This is a genomic window from Niabella sp., assembly GCF_030150205.1.
Lineage (GTDB): Bacteria > Bacteroidota > Bacteroidia > Chitinophagales > Chitinophagaceae > Niabella.
In genome coordinates this window covers 107,444-123,053 of the sequence record NZ_JASLGT010000020.1, presented here as the reverse complement: position 1 = coordinate 123,053, position 15,610 = coordinate 107,444, and the positions used below count along the sequence as shown (strand labels likewise).

The window sequence follows — 15,610 nt, the reverse complement described above, 5'->3', positions numbered from 1 at the left end:
AGTATATTTATACTTACTTTTATGGAAGTACTTACCCTATAGTATGTATATATATGACAGCAATAAAAGCATCTTCAGTAATACAGGAAAACAAGAGCAATGCCTTTGCAGCCTGCCCTGTAACCTTTGTAATGGAACGGATTGGCGGATACTGGAAGCCGATTATTTTGTTTAATTTATTATCAGGCATCAAACGGTATAGTGAACTGAAACGATCGATCCCGGCCATTACAGAAAAGGTATTGATACAGCATTTAAAACAATTAGAGACAGATGGATTGATCATCCGGAAACCCAAGCCGGTGGTACCACCTTATGTAACCTATGAACTTTCCAAACAGGGAAAAGCACTAAGACCTGTTTTGTATGCAATGGCAGAGTGGGCCGTAGGTAATGGCGGCAAACAATCCAAACAATTTCAGAAACAGATGGCTGATTTTCCCAAGGAATCATACACGGGCCCTGGCCAAAAGTGAGGAAGCCTGGTTACAGGTTTCTTAACACCCACAGCAATATCTGATATGCAAGGGATGACGGCCACAGCAATTTTGCACACACCAGGAGGTCCACAGCCGGTATAACCTAAATAGGGTATAGCCGTACAAGTGCTGCATTTTTATATTAAATTCGGTTTGTAAGTTCAGTAGGCCGCAATCATCGTTCCTGTTTCCGCAGACATAGCTTCTTCCAGGTCTGTTGCAGCAATACATGGTTATTGAAAAATCGCTACAATATGGATACTTCAATTCCCCGTATACCGCCTCCGGTTTATTTTCTGTTGTCGCTGATTGTGATGCTCCTGCTGCATGCATACTTCCCGGTGGCACACTGGTTGCAGAAGCCCTGGAACTATCTGGGAATTATCTTATTAACCGGAGGGTTTGCGCTCAGTGCAGGAAGCGCTCTTTTGTTCCGGAAGTCAGGTACCCGGCTCCGGCCGGGCGCCCAGGCAACCTTTATTGTGATCGGGGGACCGTTCCGGTATACGAGAAACCCGATGTATGCTGGTCTTGTGATCATGCTTATGGGTACGGCCGTTCTTTTAGGCACGGTTTCCCCGTTGTTTATGATCCCTGTATGTTTTATCATCCTGCATACGCAATTCGTGCTGAAAGAAGAAAAATGGATGGAGCAGTGGTTTGGTGAAGCCTATTTAACCTATAAGCGCAAGACTCCAAGATGGTTTATATAGCCGGGCGTATGCCTCTTTGATTTCTCTAACTTTAAATAAAAAATAATGAATCCGAACAAAGCTTTATGGGAAAAGGGCGACTTCACCCGCATTGCGGAAACCATGCGCAAAAGCGGGGAAGCGCTGGCATCCCGGATGGGTATTGCAAAAGGTATGCAGGTACTTGAACTGGGCGGTGGCGACGGCACCACGGCCATCCCCCTGGCAAAGACCGGCGCCGATGTAACCGTTATTGATATTGCGGCCAACCTGGTACAGGCCGGTAATATCCGTGCAAAGGAGGAAGGCCTTGCAAACTGTGTGTTCCGCGAAGGAGACGCCAGCCAGTTAAGCGATGTACCGGACGCTTCATTTGATGCCACTGTAAGCATATTCGGAGCCATGTTTGCACCCAGGCCCTTTGACGTAGCCAAAGAAATGGTGCGCGTTACAAAACCGGGCGGAAAAATCCTGATGGGCAACTGGATACCGGGCGACCCCACACTGGTGGCCCGGCTATTAAAGATCAGCGCTGCTTACACACCGCCGCCCCCGGAAGGCTTTATCAGCCCTATGACCTGGGGATTGGAGTCCCATGTTATTGAACGGTTTGAACAGGCCGGTATCCCTAAAGAAAATATTACGTTCAGCAGGGAACCCTGGACTTTTGATGCTCCGTATGGCCCTGTTGAATTTGCAGCCGTATTCCGCCACTTTTACGGTCCTACCATGACGGCCTTTGAAGTAGCGGCAAAGGACAACAGATCCGCGGAGCTGCAGCAGGAACTGGAAGAGTTGTTTACCACCGAAAACGAAAGCGGAACAGCAGACCATACGGCAATCACTGCTACCTACCTGCTGATAACAGTAAACCGCTGATACCATAGCAACCACCGATAAGCTACTGCTACAGTTCCTTAATCTTTATATTCCGGAACGCCACACCACTGGCCCAATCCTGTAGTGCGATATGGCCGCTGGTACGCTTGCCAAATTCAGGAAATTTATTAAAATGACTTTGGGTAACCTTGTTTTGCCAGGCAGGAGCATTCAGATCTTCCTGCACCGTCAGCACCCCATTCAGGTAAAATTCAACCTTGCCATTGACCTGCCGTATCCGCGATTGGTTCCAGCTACCCGCCGGAAGCGCCGTTACGGCATTTTTCTGTGAGTCCAGCGCGAACAGGCCGCCTGCTTTTTTAAACGGGTTTGCATTATCTGCATGCAACGGGTCCAGCAGCTGGTACTCCGGCCCCGATGCCCAGGCGGTAGTAATATCCGGACGTTCCAGCACATTGATAAATACGCCGCTGTTTCCGTTTTTCGATAATTTCCATTCGAACTGCAATTCAAAATTGGTATAAGACTTATCAGATACCAGGTCGTTTACCTCTGTTTTATTAACCGTATCTACGGCCAATGCACCATCCCTGGCTATCCAGCCGGCAGTCGTATTTTTCTTATTGTATAAATGCCAGCCGGCGACAGATGCACCATCAAACAGCAAGGTCCATCCCTGTTCTTTTTCCACCTTTGTTAACCGGTTGGGTTGATTTGTATCCGCACAGGAAGCTGCTAAAATCAATATACTGCAATAAAGCAACAGGCGATGGATCGGGGATTGGTTCATTCTCGTTCATTTTGCTGAAGTTATACTTTATTTCAGAATGTAACAACACTGCTCTCAGAGTAAGAAATGTCATTGCATAAAAATCACCGGTACGCGGTCTGTATGCGTTCAAAAAGCCAATCCCTATTTGCTGCCGGTCATCATTTCCTGATAACCGAAATAATATTATTGCGGATAAGGTCCGAAACAAAATCTTCCGGAGAACTGGAGCTTAGCGTCTTTTTTTCAAACAGCAGCTTGCGCATCTTATAAACCTCCATAAATTCAAAAATATTACGGGTATATTCGGTATCGTGTTTGCGCATCCACTGAACCAGACCCGTTTCCGACCGAAATTTTACTTTTCGCCCCCTGTTACGAAACAGTACTTCCATAATAAGTAATTTAGCTTTGATATAAATTCAATTGAACGAAGCGCCGCCGGGCATACCCAGGCCGGCTTTATCAATGCCTTCCCACTTCATGCACACTTACCACTTCAGAATACGATCGCACACCCTCTTTATCTGTTACTGCAATGCGTATGAAACGAATAGATCCCGGCCCTCCGGAATCCCGCCCGTTATGGTAACAGGCAATAATAGCCGATACGAGGGTCAGCACAATCAATACGGCAACCATCAGGCGCCTCCTGCCGATTCTGAAAAATGCTGCAGCTACCAATAAAACACTGGCCATTGAAACAGCATAAGCCGGTTCCCGCATTGCTCCGGAACGGCGCCTATCCGCATACCCCGGCTTCATGGTATTCATATCCTCAATACATATACCATCTACCGATGCCCTTACTTCAATGTAGCTTGCGCTTTCACCTGCCGGTATCCTGTTGGGGGAACGAAATGAATTATTAAGTACAGGCGGCGTCATTTCCGGCAGTGGCTGCCCCTTTGCTTTACACCCAGGCATTATGCGACCGGCTTGCAGCGCAAACCCGAAACACGGGGTAGCTATTTTGCCATTATCTGCGGCGGAGCCCTGGGCAGTTTTACCATTTGTTGGAAATAATATCCATAACAAAAGCAGTAGTTGAAGTTTCTGTTTCATTTGTTTTATCATTAATGATAAAATCCTGTTTCCTTTATACGCTGTTCCCCGCTACTGCAGCATTTTGCTGCAATATGTTTGCAGGCGCAGATCGTATATTCAGTGCTCCGTCTATTGGTTGCTGATCATAAGCATGCGCATTCAGGCCCTGGCTCACATTACATGCACAATAGCCATCCTGTGATACTACAAAGGTACTTACAAAAGCAACATATGCATTATATTTTTTCCATATCCGTAACCCCGTTGCTTATTCGTTTACAGGTTTGCGTACATACGCCATGTATGATTTCCTTATTCACCGCACACCGGAGTAAAACAGCGTAAACGGAGCCGCTCCGGCTACGGTTAATCACTGAAAAAGACAGGATAAAAATTCCTGAAAAACCGGAACAGGTTATAGAAATAGACAGATTTGATTAAATACTGTCAATAAATGAAAGAAAAAAAGCTCGTTAGTATATGGAACATTCAAAAGAAGCAGTTCAATAGTTATTGCGCCTGGCAAAGACCAAACACCTGCATATCGGCCACATTGGAATTACTCCTAAAAACAAGGGCTTCCCGCCTTATGGCTACCTCCGCTGCCGTTAAAAATTAATGTTCCGGATACGCATCTCCCTTATGGCAGGTATTACAGGTAACGGTATTCAGATAGGCCGGATGGATCACCGAATCGGTGCGGAAATAATTCTTATTGATATCAATCGTCATCCGCAGCATATTCCGGGCCACATCCTTGGCTGGGTTTTCATCAGAAGCAAAATCCAGCCGGTCCGAATCCTTTCTTTTTGCATGACAAAAATTGCACTTTACCCCCAATGCTTTGTTATAAGAATCCATAATACTGTCCAGCCGCTCATGTGTAATATCCTGGGGCAGCACTTTCAGATTATGTGGCGGACGGTATAAAGAATAGGAAGTGCCCGCCATAATGGTTAAAAGAATGCACGTAAATACGATGGAAATCTTTTTATATCTCATAAAATAAGTTTTTACAAATAAATGACAACTAACCGCAATTTAGGAAAAATCAAGAGAAACAAGGGTTTGAACGCACAACGCACCATAAACAGTCGTTTGTTATCCGGATAACAATCCTTTCAATCCCACAGAATGATTAACTTTGCAGCCTATTTTTAAGATCATGTCCGAAGTTATCACTCCCGCCTTAACAGCCAAAGATTTTGCAACCGACCAGGAAGTACGCTGGTGCCCCGGCTGTGGCGATTATTCTATATTGGCACAGGTGCAGCGCGTAATGCCTGGGTTGGGTATTCCCAAAGAAAACATTGTATTTATCTCCGGTATCGGGTGCAGCAGCCGGTTTCCCTATTATATGAACACCTATGGTATGCACTCGATCCACGGCCGCGCCACGGCCATCGCTTCGGGGCTTAAAGCCACCCGCCCGGAGCTGAGTGTCTGGATCGTTACCGGTGACGGAGATGGACTCAGCATCGGCGGTAACCATACCATTCATTTATTAAGAAGGAATTTTGATGTAAATGTGCTGCTGTTCAACAACCAGATCTACGGGTTAACCAAGGGGCAGTACTCCCCAACATCCGAAGAAAATAAAGTAACCAAGTCCACGCCTTTTGGCAGCATCGACCACCCGTTCAATCCCCTGGCCCTGGCCATGGGTGCCGATGCCAGCTTTGTGGCCCGTACCATGGACCGCGATCCCAAACACCTGCAGGCCATGCTGATCCGCACCCACCAGCACAAGGGCGCTTCCTTCCTGGAGATTTACCAGAACTGTAATATCTTCAACGATGGTGCTTTTGAGGTGTTTACAGAAAAAAGTTCAAAGGCCGAAGAAACCATTTTTGTGGAGCATGGCAAGCCGCTGATCTTTGGCGCCGGAGGCAAAAAAGGCATTCGCCTGGATGGCTTTAAACCGCAGGTGGTAACCCTGGGCGAAGGATACAGCGCCGATGATCTGTGGATACACGATGAAAAAGACATTTTTAAAGCACAGCTGCTCACCCGCATTTTCGATAACCCGGCACTGGAAGGGCACCTGCCCCGGCCATTTGGCGTGTTCTATGAAGCGGACCGCCCCTGTTATGAAGAAATGATGGCCCTGCAGCTGGAAGATGCCAGGGCCCGCAAGGCACCGGACCTGGATGCACTGCTGCGTGGTAAGGAAGTTTGGGCGATTCAATAATTTTTTTTTGAGCCGGGCTTCAGCACTACTATTGAGCCCGGTTGTGTCACTCCCTTCAGCGTCCGGTAATCCTGTTAGGCAAAAACCAACGGATCAGAAAACATATACAATGGACCCTGTAAAAGACTACCTGGCCATTAATAAAGCGTCCTGGAACAATAAAGTACGGTTTCACTTGGAATCGGATTTCTATGATGTAAATGGCTTCATAAACGGCACCTCTTCCCTTAATGATATTGAACGGAACCTGCTGGGTGATATCAGCGGCAAACGCATCCTGCACCTGCAATGCCATTTTGGACAGGACTCCATTTCACTGGCCCGCATGGGTGCGCAGGTTACCGGGGTCGACCTGTCTGACAAAGCCATTGAAGCCGCCAATGACCTGGCAGCCAAAACCCATACGGATGTCCGGTTTATCTGCTGCGATCTCTATGATCTTTCCAATCATCTGAATGAAACATTTGATATCGTTTTTACCAGTTATGGCACCATTGGCTGGCTGCCGGACCTAGACCGATGGGCGGCGGTTATTTCAAGCTTCCTAAAACCCGGAGGCCGGTTTGTATTTGTGGAATTTCACCCGGTGGTATGGATGTTTGACGACGACTTTGATAAAATAGGCTATAGCTATTTTAATACCGGGCCCATTGCCGAAACCTATACCGGCACGTATGCCGACCGCGATGCGGAGTTGCACCAGGAATATGTAATGTGGAACCACGGTACGGCCGAAGTGCTCAGCAGCCTCCTTGAGAACGGACTTGAGCTGACCACCTTTGAGGAATTTGACTATTCTCCTTATAATTGCTTCCGGCATACCACCGAAATAGCGCCTAAAAAATACCGCATTCAACACCTGGGGAATAAGATCCCCATGGTTTATGCATTAACGGCGGTGAAGCATTAGTTGACAGGTTGATAAGTTTATAGGTTTATAAGGAATACCCTTCATAATAGCTCCCTGTCATCCTATAAACCTGTTAACTTTTAAACTTATTAACTTATCATCCGATATTTGCAGTATGCTTATCCCCATCCACCCCAAAGATCCCCAGCCGCGTTTGATTAAACAGGTAGCCGATACCCTGCGCGAAGGCGGGATCATTATTTATCCTACGGATACCATCTATGGTTTGGGTTGCGACATTTTCCAGACCAAGGCCATCGAACGTATCGCCTGGATCAAAAAAATTGACCCTAAAAAAGCGCAATTCTCTTTTGTTTGTGCAGACCTGAGTCATCTTAGTGATTTTGCCAAACAGATCTCCAACAGCACCTTCCGGTTGCTGAAAGAATACCTTCCCGGGCCCTATACGTTTATCCTGGAAGCCAGCAAGCAGGTGCCCAAGATCCTGCACAGTAAAAAGAATACCGTTGGGATCCGTGTTCCGGATAATAAGATCACGCAGGCGCTGATCCGGGAATTGGGACATCCCATTTTAAGTACTACGCTTCCTGGTGAATTAGTAGAAGATTATACAGACCCGGAGATCATCCACGAACATTACCAGAACCTTGTAGACATTGTTATTGACAGCGGCATCGGTGGAATGATTCCTTCTACCATTATCGATTGTACCGGCAACGAGAACGTGCTGGTGCGGAAAGGATTGGGAGAATGGGAAGAATGAGAGACCTATGAGATTTCTTAAAGCTCATAGGTCTGCTGTGCGCCTAGGTAATTTGTTCTTTCCTCGTCCGGTTAAACACCCAGAAAATAATCGGGAAGATCAGCAGGGTTAATACCGTTGCGGTGATGAGTCCTCCTATGATCACAATGGCCAGCGGCTTCTGCGATTCGGACCCGATACCTGTGGAAAGCGCTGCCGGCAGCAACCCGATCGAAGCCATCAGCGCGGTCATTACCACGGGTCTTGTACGCACTTTCACCCCCTGCAGGATGGCATAGTTCAACGGCATGTTTAACTTTATATTGTTATGGAATTCAGAAATCAGGATCACGCCGTTCTGTATACAAATACCAAATAACGCAATAAAGCCCACACCCGCCGAGATCCCAAAATTCATATGCGTAATATGCAGCGCAATAATACCCCCGATCAATGCAAACGGCACATTGGCCAGCACCAGGAGCGAGTCTTTCATGTTTCCAAAAAGAATGAACAGTAAAAAGAAGATCATGAGGATGCTTACCGGCACCACCTGCCCCAGGCGGTGCGAGGCCCGCACCTGGTTTTCAAATTGACCTGTCCAGCCGATACTGTAGCCATCCGGCAATGCAATACCTGCCACCTTTTTTTGTGCATCCGCAATGGTACTACCCAGGTCGCGGTCGCGAATAGAAAACTTAACGCCGATATACCGTTTGATATTATCCCGGTATATAAATGCGGCACCGTTGTCTTTAACAATATCGCTGATCTCTTTTAAAGGAATCTTGGTTCCATCCTGGCTGGGCACCATTAGCCGGGCAATATCTTCCTCGTCCTTCCGGTACTCCGAAGCATAACGCAGCCGGATGTCGAATTTCCGCTCCCCTTCGTACATTTCGGAAGCGGTCTTTCCGCCAAATGCCATTTCCAGCACCGCCTGCGCATCTGCCGGCTGTACACCATAGGCCGCCATTTTATTACGATCCAGCACCACGCTTACTTCGGGCTGACCAATATTCTTAATGATTCCCGGTTCTTTTACACCTTGTACGGTTTTGATCTGCTCCAGCACCTGGTTGGCAAGGCCATCCAGTGTTTGCAGATCATCTCCAAAGATCTTGATCCCGTTCTCTGCCTTAAACCCTGCCACAGCCTCTGCTACGTTATCAGAAATAGGCTGGGAATAGTTAAACGTAATACCCTGGAACTTTTTCAGCTTCTGATCCATTTCCTCAATCAGCTCGTCCATCGTTATTTTCCGTTTCCATTCATCCCGGGGCTTCAGGTTCACGGCAAATTGTACAAATCCAAAACCATTCGGATCCGTTCCGTCATTGCTTCTGCCGGTTTGAGAAAGTACGCCGGTCACCTCCGGAAAACTGCGGATCACATTCTTTAACTCATCCGTTGTTTTCATCGACTCCCTCAGTGAAGTACTCATCGGCATTTCCGCCGTTACCCATAATGAGCCTTCATTTAACTGTGGAAGGAATTCGGTTCCCAGGAATTTTCCGGAAAAAAGGGTCAGCGCCAGAAAGGCGAGCGCCACAAGCAAACTCAGGCGTTTATTGCGGAATGTTGCCCGGAATCCTTTTTCAACAATGCGATCCCAGAAATTCACAAAAATATTATGCTTCTCCCGTACATTTTTATTCAGTAAAATATGCGAAAGCACCGGCACCAGTGTAAGTGTAAATAACAGCGCGCCCATCAATGCAAAACCCAGGGTATAGGCCAGCGGTGAGAACATTTTCCCTTCTACCTTCTGAAAAGAAAAGATGGGTAATAAGGAAGTAATGATGATCAGTTTGGAAAAGAAGATCGCCTTGCCCAGGCCGGTTCCCGTTTGCCGGATCCAGCCGGCTTTTGCCAGCTTGTTAAATTTTTCCATACCATACTTCCGGGCTTTGTGATCGAGCATTACAAATACCCCTTCTACCATCACCACCGCCCCATCGATAATAATTCCAAAGTCAACCGCCCCCAGGGAAAGCAGGTTGGCACTCATACCCGCCAGTTTTAAACAGAAGAATGCAAAAAGCAACGACAGCGGAATAATGATGGATACGATCAGCGTGGTACGCCAGTCGGCCATAAACAGAAAAACGATCACCGTTACAAATACGATTCCCTCCACCAGGTTGTGCAATACCGTATGCGTGGTAAAATCCATCAGGTTATCCCGGTCGTAGAAGGTAACCAGTTTTACATCCTTTGGAAGCGTTTTGGTATTCAGCTCTTTTATTTTTGCCTTTACGCCATCCAGCACTTCTCTTGGATTTTCTCCCTTACGCATTACCACAATGCCTTGTACCACGTCAGACACACTGTCCAGCCCCGCCTGGCCAACCCGCGGCAATGAACTTTCACGCACCTCAGCAATATTTTTAACCAGGATGGGGTTGCCATTATCCGTCTGGATGGTCACGTTTCCGATCTCATCCTGGCTTTTGAGCAGCCCGATACCGCGCACCACATAGGACTGGCCGTTTTTTTCAATTACATCACCACCCACATTCAGGTTACTTTTTGTTACCGCATCATATACCTGCAGGGGTGTAAGATTGTATTTATCCAGCTTGCGCGGGTCGATGCTGAGTTCAAACACTTTATCCTGGCCACCAAACACATTGATGTCGGCCACTCCGGGCACCCCCCGTAATGCGCGGTCTACCACCCAGGTCTGCAAGGTCAGCAGATCGCGTGAATCCCTTTTAGGACTTTTTAGGATATACCGGAAAATTTCTCCGGTAGGCCCATAAGGCGGTTGTACTTCCGGTTCTGCTCCCTCCGGCAGGCTCACCGTCCGTAACTGGTTATTTACCTGGTTACGGGCGATCATATCTTCTACACCATCATCAAAAATTATTTTTACGATCGATAAGCCAAACATCGTAGTGCTCCGCACACTGGCTTTTTTTTGCACCGGGCTCATCGCCAGTTCAACGGGGGTGGTTACAAAGCGCTCTACTTCTTCTGCACTTCTGCCGCTCCACTGGGTAATAATCACGATCTGGGTATTCGTCACATCCGGAAACGCTTCAATGGGCATGTTCTTAAAACTGATCAGCCCTGCAATGGCCAGTATACCTACCCACACAAACGTAAATACTTTATTCTTCAGAGAAAAAGTAATGATGCTCTTTATAAACCTGTTCATTCGCGCCCGTATTTATTCAATAATTTCATTCATGATTGTATCTTCAGCAGTCCTGTTTACTGATCGTTGAGCGAGCGGTAAATCATCAGCTGGTTATTGGTCACTACCCGGTCTCCTTCTTTTAACCCTTCGGAGATATAGGTAACGGCACCGGTTTGCTGCAATACTTTTACCTCCCGTATCTTAAGGTTATTTTGAGAAAGGAACTGAACCACATAATTCTTGTTATTGTCAAAAATGACCGCCTGGGAGGGTACCGCAAAAGCAGTGCTGTCCTGGGTATTAAACACTTTAATAGTGGCCTTACTTTCCGGTATCAACAGTCCCTGCACATTGTCCAGCACTACTCTGGCCTGCATCGCATTGGTTTGCGGGTCAATGATTTTAAAGATCTTATCAATCTTTCCAAAAAATTTTTTATCCGGATAGCTCAATGTGGCTACCTCTGCTTTCATTCCCAAACCGATCTTATCGATATCGGCTTCGTTTACATTCACCATTGCCCATACATTGGAGGTATTGGCCACATCAAAAATATTATCGGACCGGTCGCTCCGCAGCTGCATGTCTTTGTTAATATTCTTCTGCACAATATACCCGCTGATGGGCGCTACCACGGAGTAAATATTGCCATTACGGATATTATAAATGGTTCCCACGGCTTCGGCTCTTTTTAACTGATCGCGCGCCTTTGTAAGCTGGCTCTGCGCTTCCAGGACTTCTTTCTCCGTACTCAGTTTTCCTTCATACATTTCCTGTGCTACCCGTAGGTTGTTTTGTGCCACAGCAAGGTCCGTTTTAGCATCACTGATGTCTTTCTGCATACCGGCCATTTCTGTACTGCGTATGGTTGCCAGCACCTGCCCTTTATGTACAAAATCGCCCAGCTCCACGTTTACGCTAATCACGTTGCCTCCTACCAGCGGAAACACATCGATATAGTTGTTTTTATCGGCGGCAATCTTTCCAAAAAAATTCATTTCCGTTTCAATGGGCTGCCGGTGCACCTCCTCTGTTGTGGTGGAGCGCATCATTACATCACTAAGCTCAAATCCCTTAATAATAGTCTGTTCCTTCTGGTTCTCTTTTTGTCCGCAAGACACCAATAAGATCATCACCAGTGCCGGCAGTATCGATACGCGATTCATTCTTAAAATATTTTTGATTGTGTTAAGCGATTTAATTCCTGTGCGGCAATCATGAGTTGTTTTTTCATCTCATACATTTGCAGGATGGTTTGGCGATAGCTATCCATAAAATCTGTAAAATCAACCAGGGTTACATTTCCTTTTCTAAAGTTGGCCAGCATTCCTGCATGCACGGTCTGCAGGTTTTGCAAATCTTCCGTTTTAACCGCAGCATACTGATTGTATTGATTTTGCCAGGTTTGATACGCCAGTTCCACGGAAGTTTCAAGGTCCAGTTTCTTCATATCACTATTGGCCTGGCTTTCCTTTACCTGGTATTGCGCCTTTGTAACATTGCCCTTGTTCCGTTTCCAAAGCGGAATGGGAATGCCTACGGTAAGATTTACCTCATTCCGGAAGGCGCCGCCCAGCTGATCCCATTCTCCGCCCAGCGTAAGGTCCGGCACATTCTGTGAGCGCTGCCAGTTCACATTTACTTTATTGGCTTCAATATTTTTTAATGAATAGCGATAATCAGCATTATGCGCCAATGCCTGTTGTTTGAGCTCATCCAGGGGCATTAACGGACGTTGCGCCAACAGGGCACTGTCCTCATTATCCGTGATGGCCGTATGAATGTTTTCCTGTGAACCGGTAAACGTTTTCAGGAGCTGCTGCTGTTGCAGTATAGTGTTTACGATCCCGATCTTATCATTGTTAAGCTGTACCACCATGGCCTGTAACCGCACCTGCTCTTTCAGGGCCGTATTGCCCTTTGCCGTCTGTACTTTAAAAGCATCCAGCAGATCGGTCATATACGTTAGCTGTGTGTTAATATCGATGAGCTTTTTTTCCTCGTAATGCAGCGTGTAGTAGGTTTCATACAACCGGGCCTTTAGTTCCGCAAGCAGCTGATCAAATTCCAGCAAAGCCAGGTCCTTGTTACTGCGGGCATAGGCTACTTCATATTTTTTTTTCCCGCCCAGGTATAATAGCTGCTGAACAGACAGGCTGTTGGCTTTGCTCAAATCAAAGGCCTTATGGGCTTCCGGGTTATAAAGATTGGTTTGGAAACTCGCCTGGGGCAAGTCCCAGATTTTCGCCTGCGCAATATCGGCATCTGCCTGGCTAATATTATATTGCTGCGCCAGGAGCGACAAATTGTTTTTCAAAAATGCAGCCTCACAGGTTTCCAGGGTCATTTTCTCCTGGCTAAAACCCGAAATGCCTGCCATTAATCCTGCAAAAAATAATAATCCCCGCATACATGATCTGTTTCAGGGCAAAATTGAAACACGGGTCTTAAAGCCGCCTTAAGTTTAGCTTAAAATCTGCTTAAAAAACGGGGCGGAACAACCAGTTGTTAGCGGGCATTGGATAATGGCTAACCGTTTAAATGCCAAAGGTCCAAATCCCAAGAAACAAATTTCAGAACAGGACATCAATCACTAATGGCTGATAACTTAAATGCTAAAGATTCAAATCTCAAAAAAACAGGATCAGAAGACTAGCTCCGGGATGTGATGTTATGTCAACTTATAACTGGTGGCTAATCACTGAAGGCTGGTAGCTGATACCTGCAAAGGAAACCGGACCCTGAAAATATTCTGATCGGGCGCAACCGGCAAATAACGGATCTGCCCTTTATGGTAATCAATGATCCGTTTCACAATGGGCAAGCCAAGGCCTGATCCGGCAAGATGTTGAGCATTGCTGCCTCTCATGAACGGCTCAAAAAGACGCTGCTGTTCTTCCTCCCGAAGGAGGGAGCCATAACTGCACACATCTACTTCTATCCATTCATCGGTTTCCGTGATGGTAACGGTTACCTGCGATGTTATGGAATAAGCCGCTGCATTTTTCAACAGGTTTATAAATACAATTTCCAGCAATGAGCGAATGCCGCTTATAAGAAGTACCGGTTCTTTCTCATCCTGCGTAACAATGGTAAAATCCATTTTCAGCTCCGGGTATTGCGTTAATGTTTGTTCATAAGCATTAAAGATGACCTCATCAATGCGTTCGGTTTCATAAATACTGCTGATATTCTCCTTGTCAAATTTTGAAAGCAGTAACAGGGACCTTGTCAGGTCCGAAAGCTGGTGTACATCTTTGATGATATTGGTGATGGTATGCCTTGTTTGTTCCGATTGTCCCTCCTGGTATTTTAAGTTTTCAAGCTGAAAGGCAATACGGGTTAACGGGGTGCGGATTTCATGCGCGGCACTGGATGTAAAATCCTTTTGTGATTGAAACACATCATTAATACGCCGCATTACTGTATTAAAAGAACGGGCCAATACCGTAATTTCATCATTGGATCCTTTTTCCGGCACCGGTTCCGTGATGTTGTGTGCGGTAATATCCGTTATTTGCTGCGTTAGCTGATCCAGGGGGCTCAGCAATTTCCGTACAAAGAAATAACTACTGAGCCAAACCACAGCAGTACTGATCACATAGGTGAGCAACAGGATATAACCAAGAAAACGAAGTTTAGAGCGTCCGTTTACATCCTCAGCACTGGTTAATATATAAAACTTCTGATCCTCAATGTTAACCAGCACACCAAAATACTCCGGCGTTGTATTTTCTACATAAATTTCATTTTTCAGATCCAGCTCCTTTAGCAGGTTGGCATCCCAGGAAACACTTTCGTCCTTTACTGTACTGTAAAGCAATTTTTTATCCTGGTTAAAGATCAGGATCTCTTCTTTGTATAACCCATCATCCGATTCACTTAAAAACTGCGGAACACCTTTTATAAAATCGGGCGTTTTGGCAATAAAATGGGCCGTCACCATCGACTTGTCCTTCAGATTCTGCCGGAACTCATCCCGCCTGAAATCATAAAAGGCATAATAGATGATCACCATCAGCACGCCAAAAAGCAGCGAATAAGCAATGCTCCAGCTAAGCGCTATCCTTCTTTTTAATGTCATTTAAACCGGTTTCAGGTAATAGCCGAACCCCGGGCGGGTATGAATAAGCTTTACGTCGAACTGCCTGTCAATTTTTTTTCTTAAGAAATTAATATACACTTCTATTGTATTATGAGTGGTTTGAAACTGGTTTTGCCAAACCTCATCTGATATGTATTGTTTGGAGAGTGTTCTTCCGTTTGCCTTTGCCAGTAATACCAGCAGCTGAAATTCCTTCTGGGTCAATTGAATCTCCTGCCCGGCTCTGAACACCTTATACTCGTCGGGGTAAATCTCGAGGTCCTCGATTACAATACGGGAACTATTTTCTTTTGGAGCAGCACTGCGAAGCCGGGAATGGATGCGCAGTAAAAGCTCTTCCAGTACAAACGGCTTTACCAGGTAGTCATCCGCATTGCGCAAAAAGGCTTCTTTTTTTTCCAGGATATCATCATAGGCCGATATAACGATGATGGGCGTTCCGGCATCCTGTTCACGTATTTTTTTACAAACATCCAGCCCGTTGATCAGGGGTACATTAATATCGAGGAGATAAACATCGAACTGTTCTTTAAACGCCCGGTCCAGGAACGTTTTTCCATCAGCCGCTGCCACACAGTCTATACCATGGGCTTTGAGATAAAACAAGATCTCCGACGACAAAACGCTATCATCTTCCAGTAAAAAAGCTCTCATACCTTATTAATGAAGATACAAAAATCGGATATAATCGTTGAAAACGGTCATTAACCGCGGTAGTGCTCTGAAGCT

At 46.2% G+C, this 15,610-nt stretch carries 15 protein-coding genes; 6 read left to right on the top strand and 9 right to left on the bottom strand.

Features of this window, described 5'->3' with window-relative positions:
- Positions 1-53: 53 nt before the first annotated feature.
- The 3 genes from Q1V85_RS16330 to Q1V85_RS16320 all read left to right on the top strand — a co-directional run bounded on the left by Q1V85_RS16330 (position 54) and on the right by Q1V85_RS16320 (position 2,050).
- On the top strand, positions 54-476 hold the full coding sequence (locus Q1V85_RS16330; protein WP_300601563.1) for a helix-turn-helix domain-containing protein: 423 nt from the start codon (positions 54-56) through the stop codon (positions 474-476).
- 257 nt (positions 477-733) lie between these two features.
- Positions 734-1,192 (top strand): isoprenylcysteine carboxylmethyltransferase family protein, encoded by a 459-nt coding sequence (locus tag Q1V85_RS16325; protein ID WP_300601562.1) that lies wholly within the window; start codon positions 734-736, stop codon positions 1,190-1,192.
- Between the two features lie 45 nt (positions 1,193-1,237).
- Positions 1,238-2,050, top strand: a complete 813-nt coding sequence (locus Q1V85_RS16320) for a methyltransferase domain-containing protein (protein WP_300601561.1) — start codon at positions 1,238-1,240, stop codon at positions 2,048-2,050.
- A gap of 28 nt (positions 2,051-2,078) precedes the next feature.
- Here Q1V85_RS16320 and Q1V85_RS16315 read toward each other — a convergent pair whose 3' ends face one another.
- From Q1V85_RS16315 to Q1V85_RS16300, 4 genes are all read right to left on the bottom strand, one after another.
- Positions 2,079-2,801, bottom strand: coding sequence for a DUF1080 domain-containing protein (locus tag Q1V85_RS16315; RefSeq protein ID WP_300601560.1), 723 nt, complete (start codon positions 2,799-2,801; stop codon positions 2,079-2,081).
- A gap of 140 nt (positions 2,802-2,941) precedes the next feature.
- Positions 2,942-3,175, bottom strand: coding sequence for a hypothetical protein (locus Q1V85_RS16310; RefSeq protein ID WP_300601559.1), 234 nt, complete (start codon positions 3,173-3,175; stop codon positions 2,942-2,944).
- Between the two features lie 70 nt (positions 3,176-3,245).
- Positions 3,246-3,845, bottom strand: coding sequence for a hypothetical protein (locus Q1V85_RS16305; protein ID WP_300601558.1), 600 nt, complete (start codon positions 3,843-3,845; stop codon positions 3,246-3,248).
- Positions 3,846-4,442: 597 nt separating this feature from the next.
- Complete coding sequence (locus Q1V85_RS16300) at positions 4,443-4,829, bottom strand: c-type cytochrome (protein ID WP_300601557.1); 387 nt, start codon at positions 4,827-4,829, stop codon at positions 4,443-4,445.
- 163 nt (positions 4,830-4,992) lie between these two features.
- On the opposite strand from Q1V85_RS16300, the gene Q1V85_RS16295 reads away from it, so the two are divergent.
- The 3 genes from Q1V85_RS16295 (at position 4,993) to Q1V85_RS16285 (ending at position 7,652) form a co-directional block, all read left to right on the top strand.
- A complete protein-coding gene (locus Q1V85_RS16295) occupies positions 4,993-6,018 on the top strand; it encodes a 2-oxoacid:ferredoxin oxidoreductase subunit beta (RefSeq protein ID WP_300601556.1) in 1,026 nt (341 codons plus the stop codon).
- Positions 6,019-6,127: 109 nt separating this feature from the next.
- Positions 6,128-6,928, top strand: coding sequence for a class I SAM-dependent methyltransferase (locus tag Q1V85_RS16290; RefSeq protein WP_300601555.1), 801 nt, complete (start codon positions 6,128-6,130; stop codon positions 6,926-6,928).
- A gap of 115 nt (positions 6,929-7,043) precedes the next feature.
- Positions 7,044-7,652, top strand: a complete 609-nt coding sequence (locus Q1V85_RS16285) for an L-threonylcarbamoyladenylate synthase (protein ID WP_300601554.1) — start codon at positions 7,044-7,046, stop codon at positions 7,650-7,652.
- A 43-nt stretch (positions 7,653-7,695) separates the two neighbouring features.
- Here the strand turns inward: Q1V85_RS16285 and Q1V85_RS16280 are convergent, their stop codons facing one another.
- From Q1V85_RS16280 to Q1V85_RS16260, 5 genes are all read right to left on the bottom strand, one after another.
- Complete coding sequence (locus Q1V85_RS16280; RefSeq protein ID WP_300601553.1) at positions 7,696-10,794, bottom strand: CusA/CzcA family heavy metal efflux RND transporter; 3,099 nt, start codon at positions 10,792-10,794, stop codon at positions 7,696-7,698.
- Between the two features lie 56 nt (positions 10,795-10,850).
- Complete coding sequence (locus tag Q1V85_RS16275) at positions 10,851-11,942, bottom strand: efflux RND transporter periplasmic adaptor subunit (RefSeq protein WP_300601552.1); 1,092 nt, start codon at positions 11,940-11,942, stop codon at positions 10,851-10,853.
- A 2-nt stretch (positions 11,943-11,944) separates the two neighbouring features.
- Positions 11,945-13,186 carry a TolC family protein gene (locus Q1V85_RS16270; protein WP_300601550.1) on the bottom strand — a complete coding sequence of 414 codons (1,242 nt, stop codon included), beginning with the start codon at positions 13,184-13,186 and terminating at the stop codon, positions 11,945-11,947.
- 288 nt (positions 13,187-13,474) lie between these two features.
- On the bottom strand, positions 13,475-14,860 hold the full coding sequence (locus Q1V85_RS16265; protein ID WP_300601549.1) for an ATP-binding protein: 1,386 nt from the start codon (positions 14,858-14,860) through the stop codon (positions 13,475-13,477).
- Positions 14,861-15,535, bottom strand: a complete 675-nt coding sequence (locus Q1V85_RS16260; protein ID WP_300601548.1) for a response regulator transcription factor — start codon at positions 15,533-15,535, stop codon at positions 14,861-14,863.
- Positions 15,536-15,610 lie beyond the last annotated feature (75 nt).

What these genes read in the sequence shown, in the direction of transcription:
- Q1V85_RS16325 (WP_300601562.1), top strand. Translation starts at nt 734, where the DNA reads ATGGATACTTCAATTCCCCGTATACCGCCTCCGGTTTATTTTCTGTTG.
- Q1V85_RS16280 (WP_300601553.1), bottom strand. Translation starts at nt 10,794, where the DNA reads ATGAACAGGTTTATAAAGAGCATCATTACTTTTTCTCTGAAGAATAAA.
- Q1V85_RS16300 (WP_300601557.1), bottom strand. Translation starts at nt 4,829, where the DNA reads ATGAGATATAAAAAGATTTCCATCGTATTTACGTGCATTCTTTTAACC.
- Q1V85_RS16275 (WP_300601552.1), bottom strand. Translation starts at nt 11,942, where the DNA reads ATGAATCGCGTATCGATACTGCCGGCACTGGTGATGATCTTATTGGTG.
- Q1V85_RS16295 (WP_300601556.1), top strand. Translation starts at nt 4,993, where the DNA reads ATGTCCGAAGTTATCACTCCCGCCTTAACAGCCAAAGATTTTGCAACC.
- Q1V85_RS16290 (WP_300601555.1), top strand. Translation starts at nt 6,128, where the DNA reads ATGGACCCTGTAAAAGACTACCTGGCCATTAATAAAGCGTCCTGGAAC.
- Q1V85_RS16320 (WP_300601561.1), top strand. Translation starts at nt 1,238, where the DNA reads ATGAATCCGAACAAAGCTTTATGGGAAAAGGGCGACTTCACCCGCATT.
- Q1V85_RS16265 (WP_300601549.1), bottom strand. Translation starts at nt 14,860, where the DNA reads ATGACATTAAAAAGAAGGATAGCGCTTAGCTGGAGCATTGCTTATTCG.
- Q1V85_RS16260 (WP_300601548.1), bottom strand. Translation starts at nt 15,535, where the DNA reads ATGAGAGCTTTTTTACTGGAAGATGATAGCGTTTTGTCGTCGGAGATC.
- Q1V85_RS16315 (WP_300601560.1), bottom strand. Translation starts at nt 2,801, where the DNA reads ATGAACCAATCCCCGATCCATCGCCTGTTGCTTTATTGCAGTATATTG.
- Q1V85_RS16270 (WP_300601550.1), bottom strand. Translation starts at nt 13,186, where the DNA reads ATGCGGGGATTATTATTTTTTGCAGGATTAATGGCAGGCATTTCGGGT.
- Q1V85_RS16305 (WP_300601558.1), bottom strand. Translation starts at nt 3,845, where the DNA reads ATGAAACAGAAACTTCAACTACTGCTTTTGTTATGGATATTATTTCCA.
- Q1V85_RS16330 (WP_300601563.1), top strand. Translation starts at nt 54, where the DNA reads ATGACAGCAATAAAAGCATCTTCAGTAATACAGGAAAACAAGAGCAAT.
- Q1V85_RS16285 (WP_300601554.1), top strand. Translation starts at nt 7,044, where the DNA reads ATGCTTATCCCCATCCACCCCAAAGATCCCCAGCCGCGTTTGATTAAA.
- Q1V85_RS16310 (WP_300601559.1), bottom strand. Translation starts at nt 3,175, where the DNA reads ATGGAAGTACTGTTTCGTAACAGGGGGCGAAAAGTAAAATTTCGGTCG.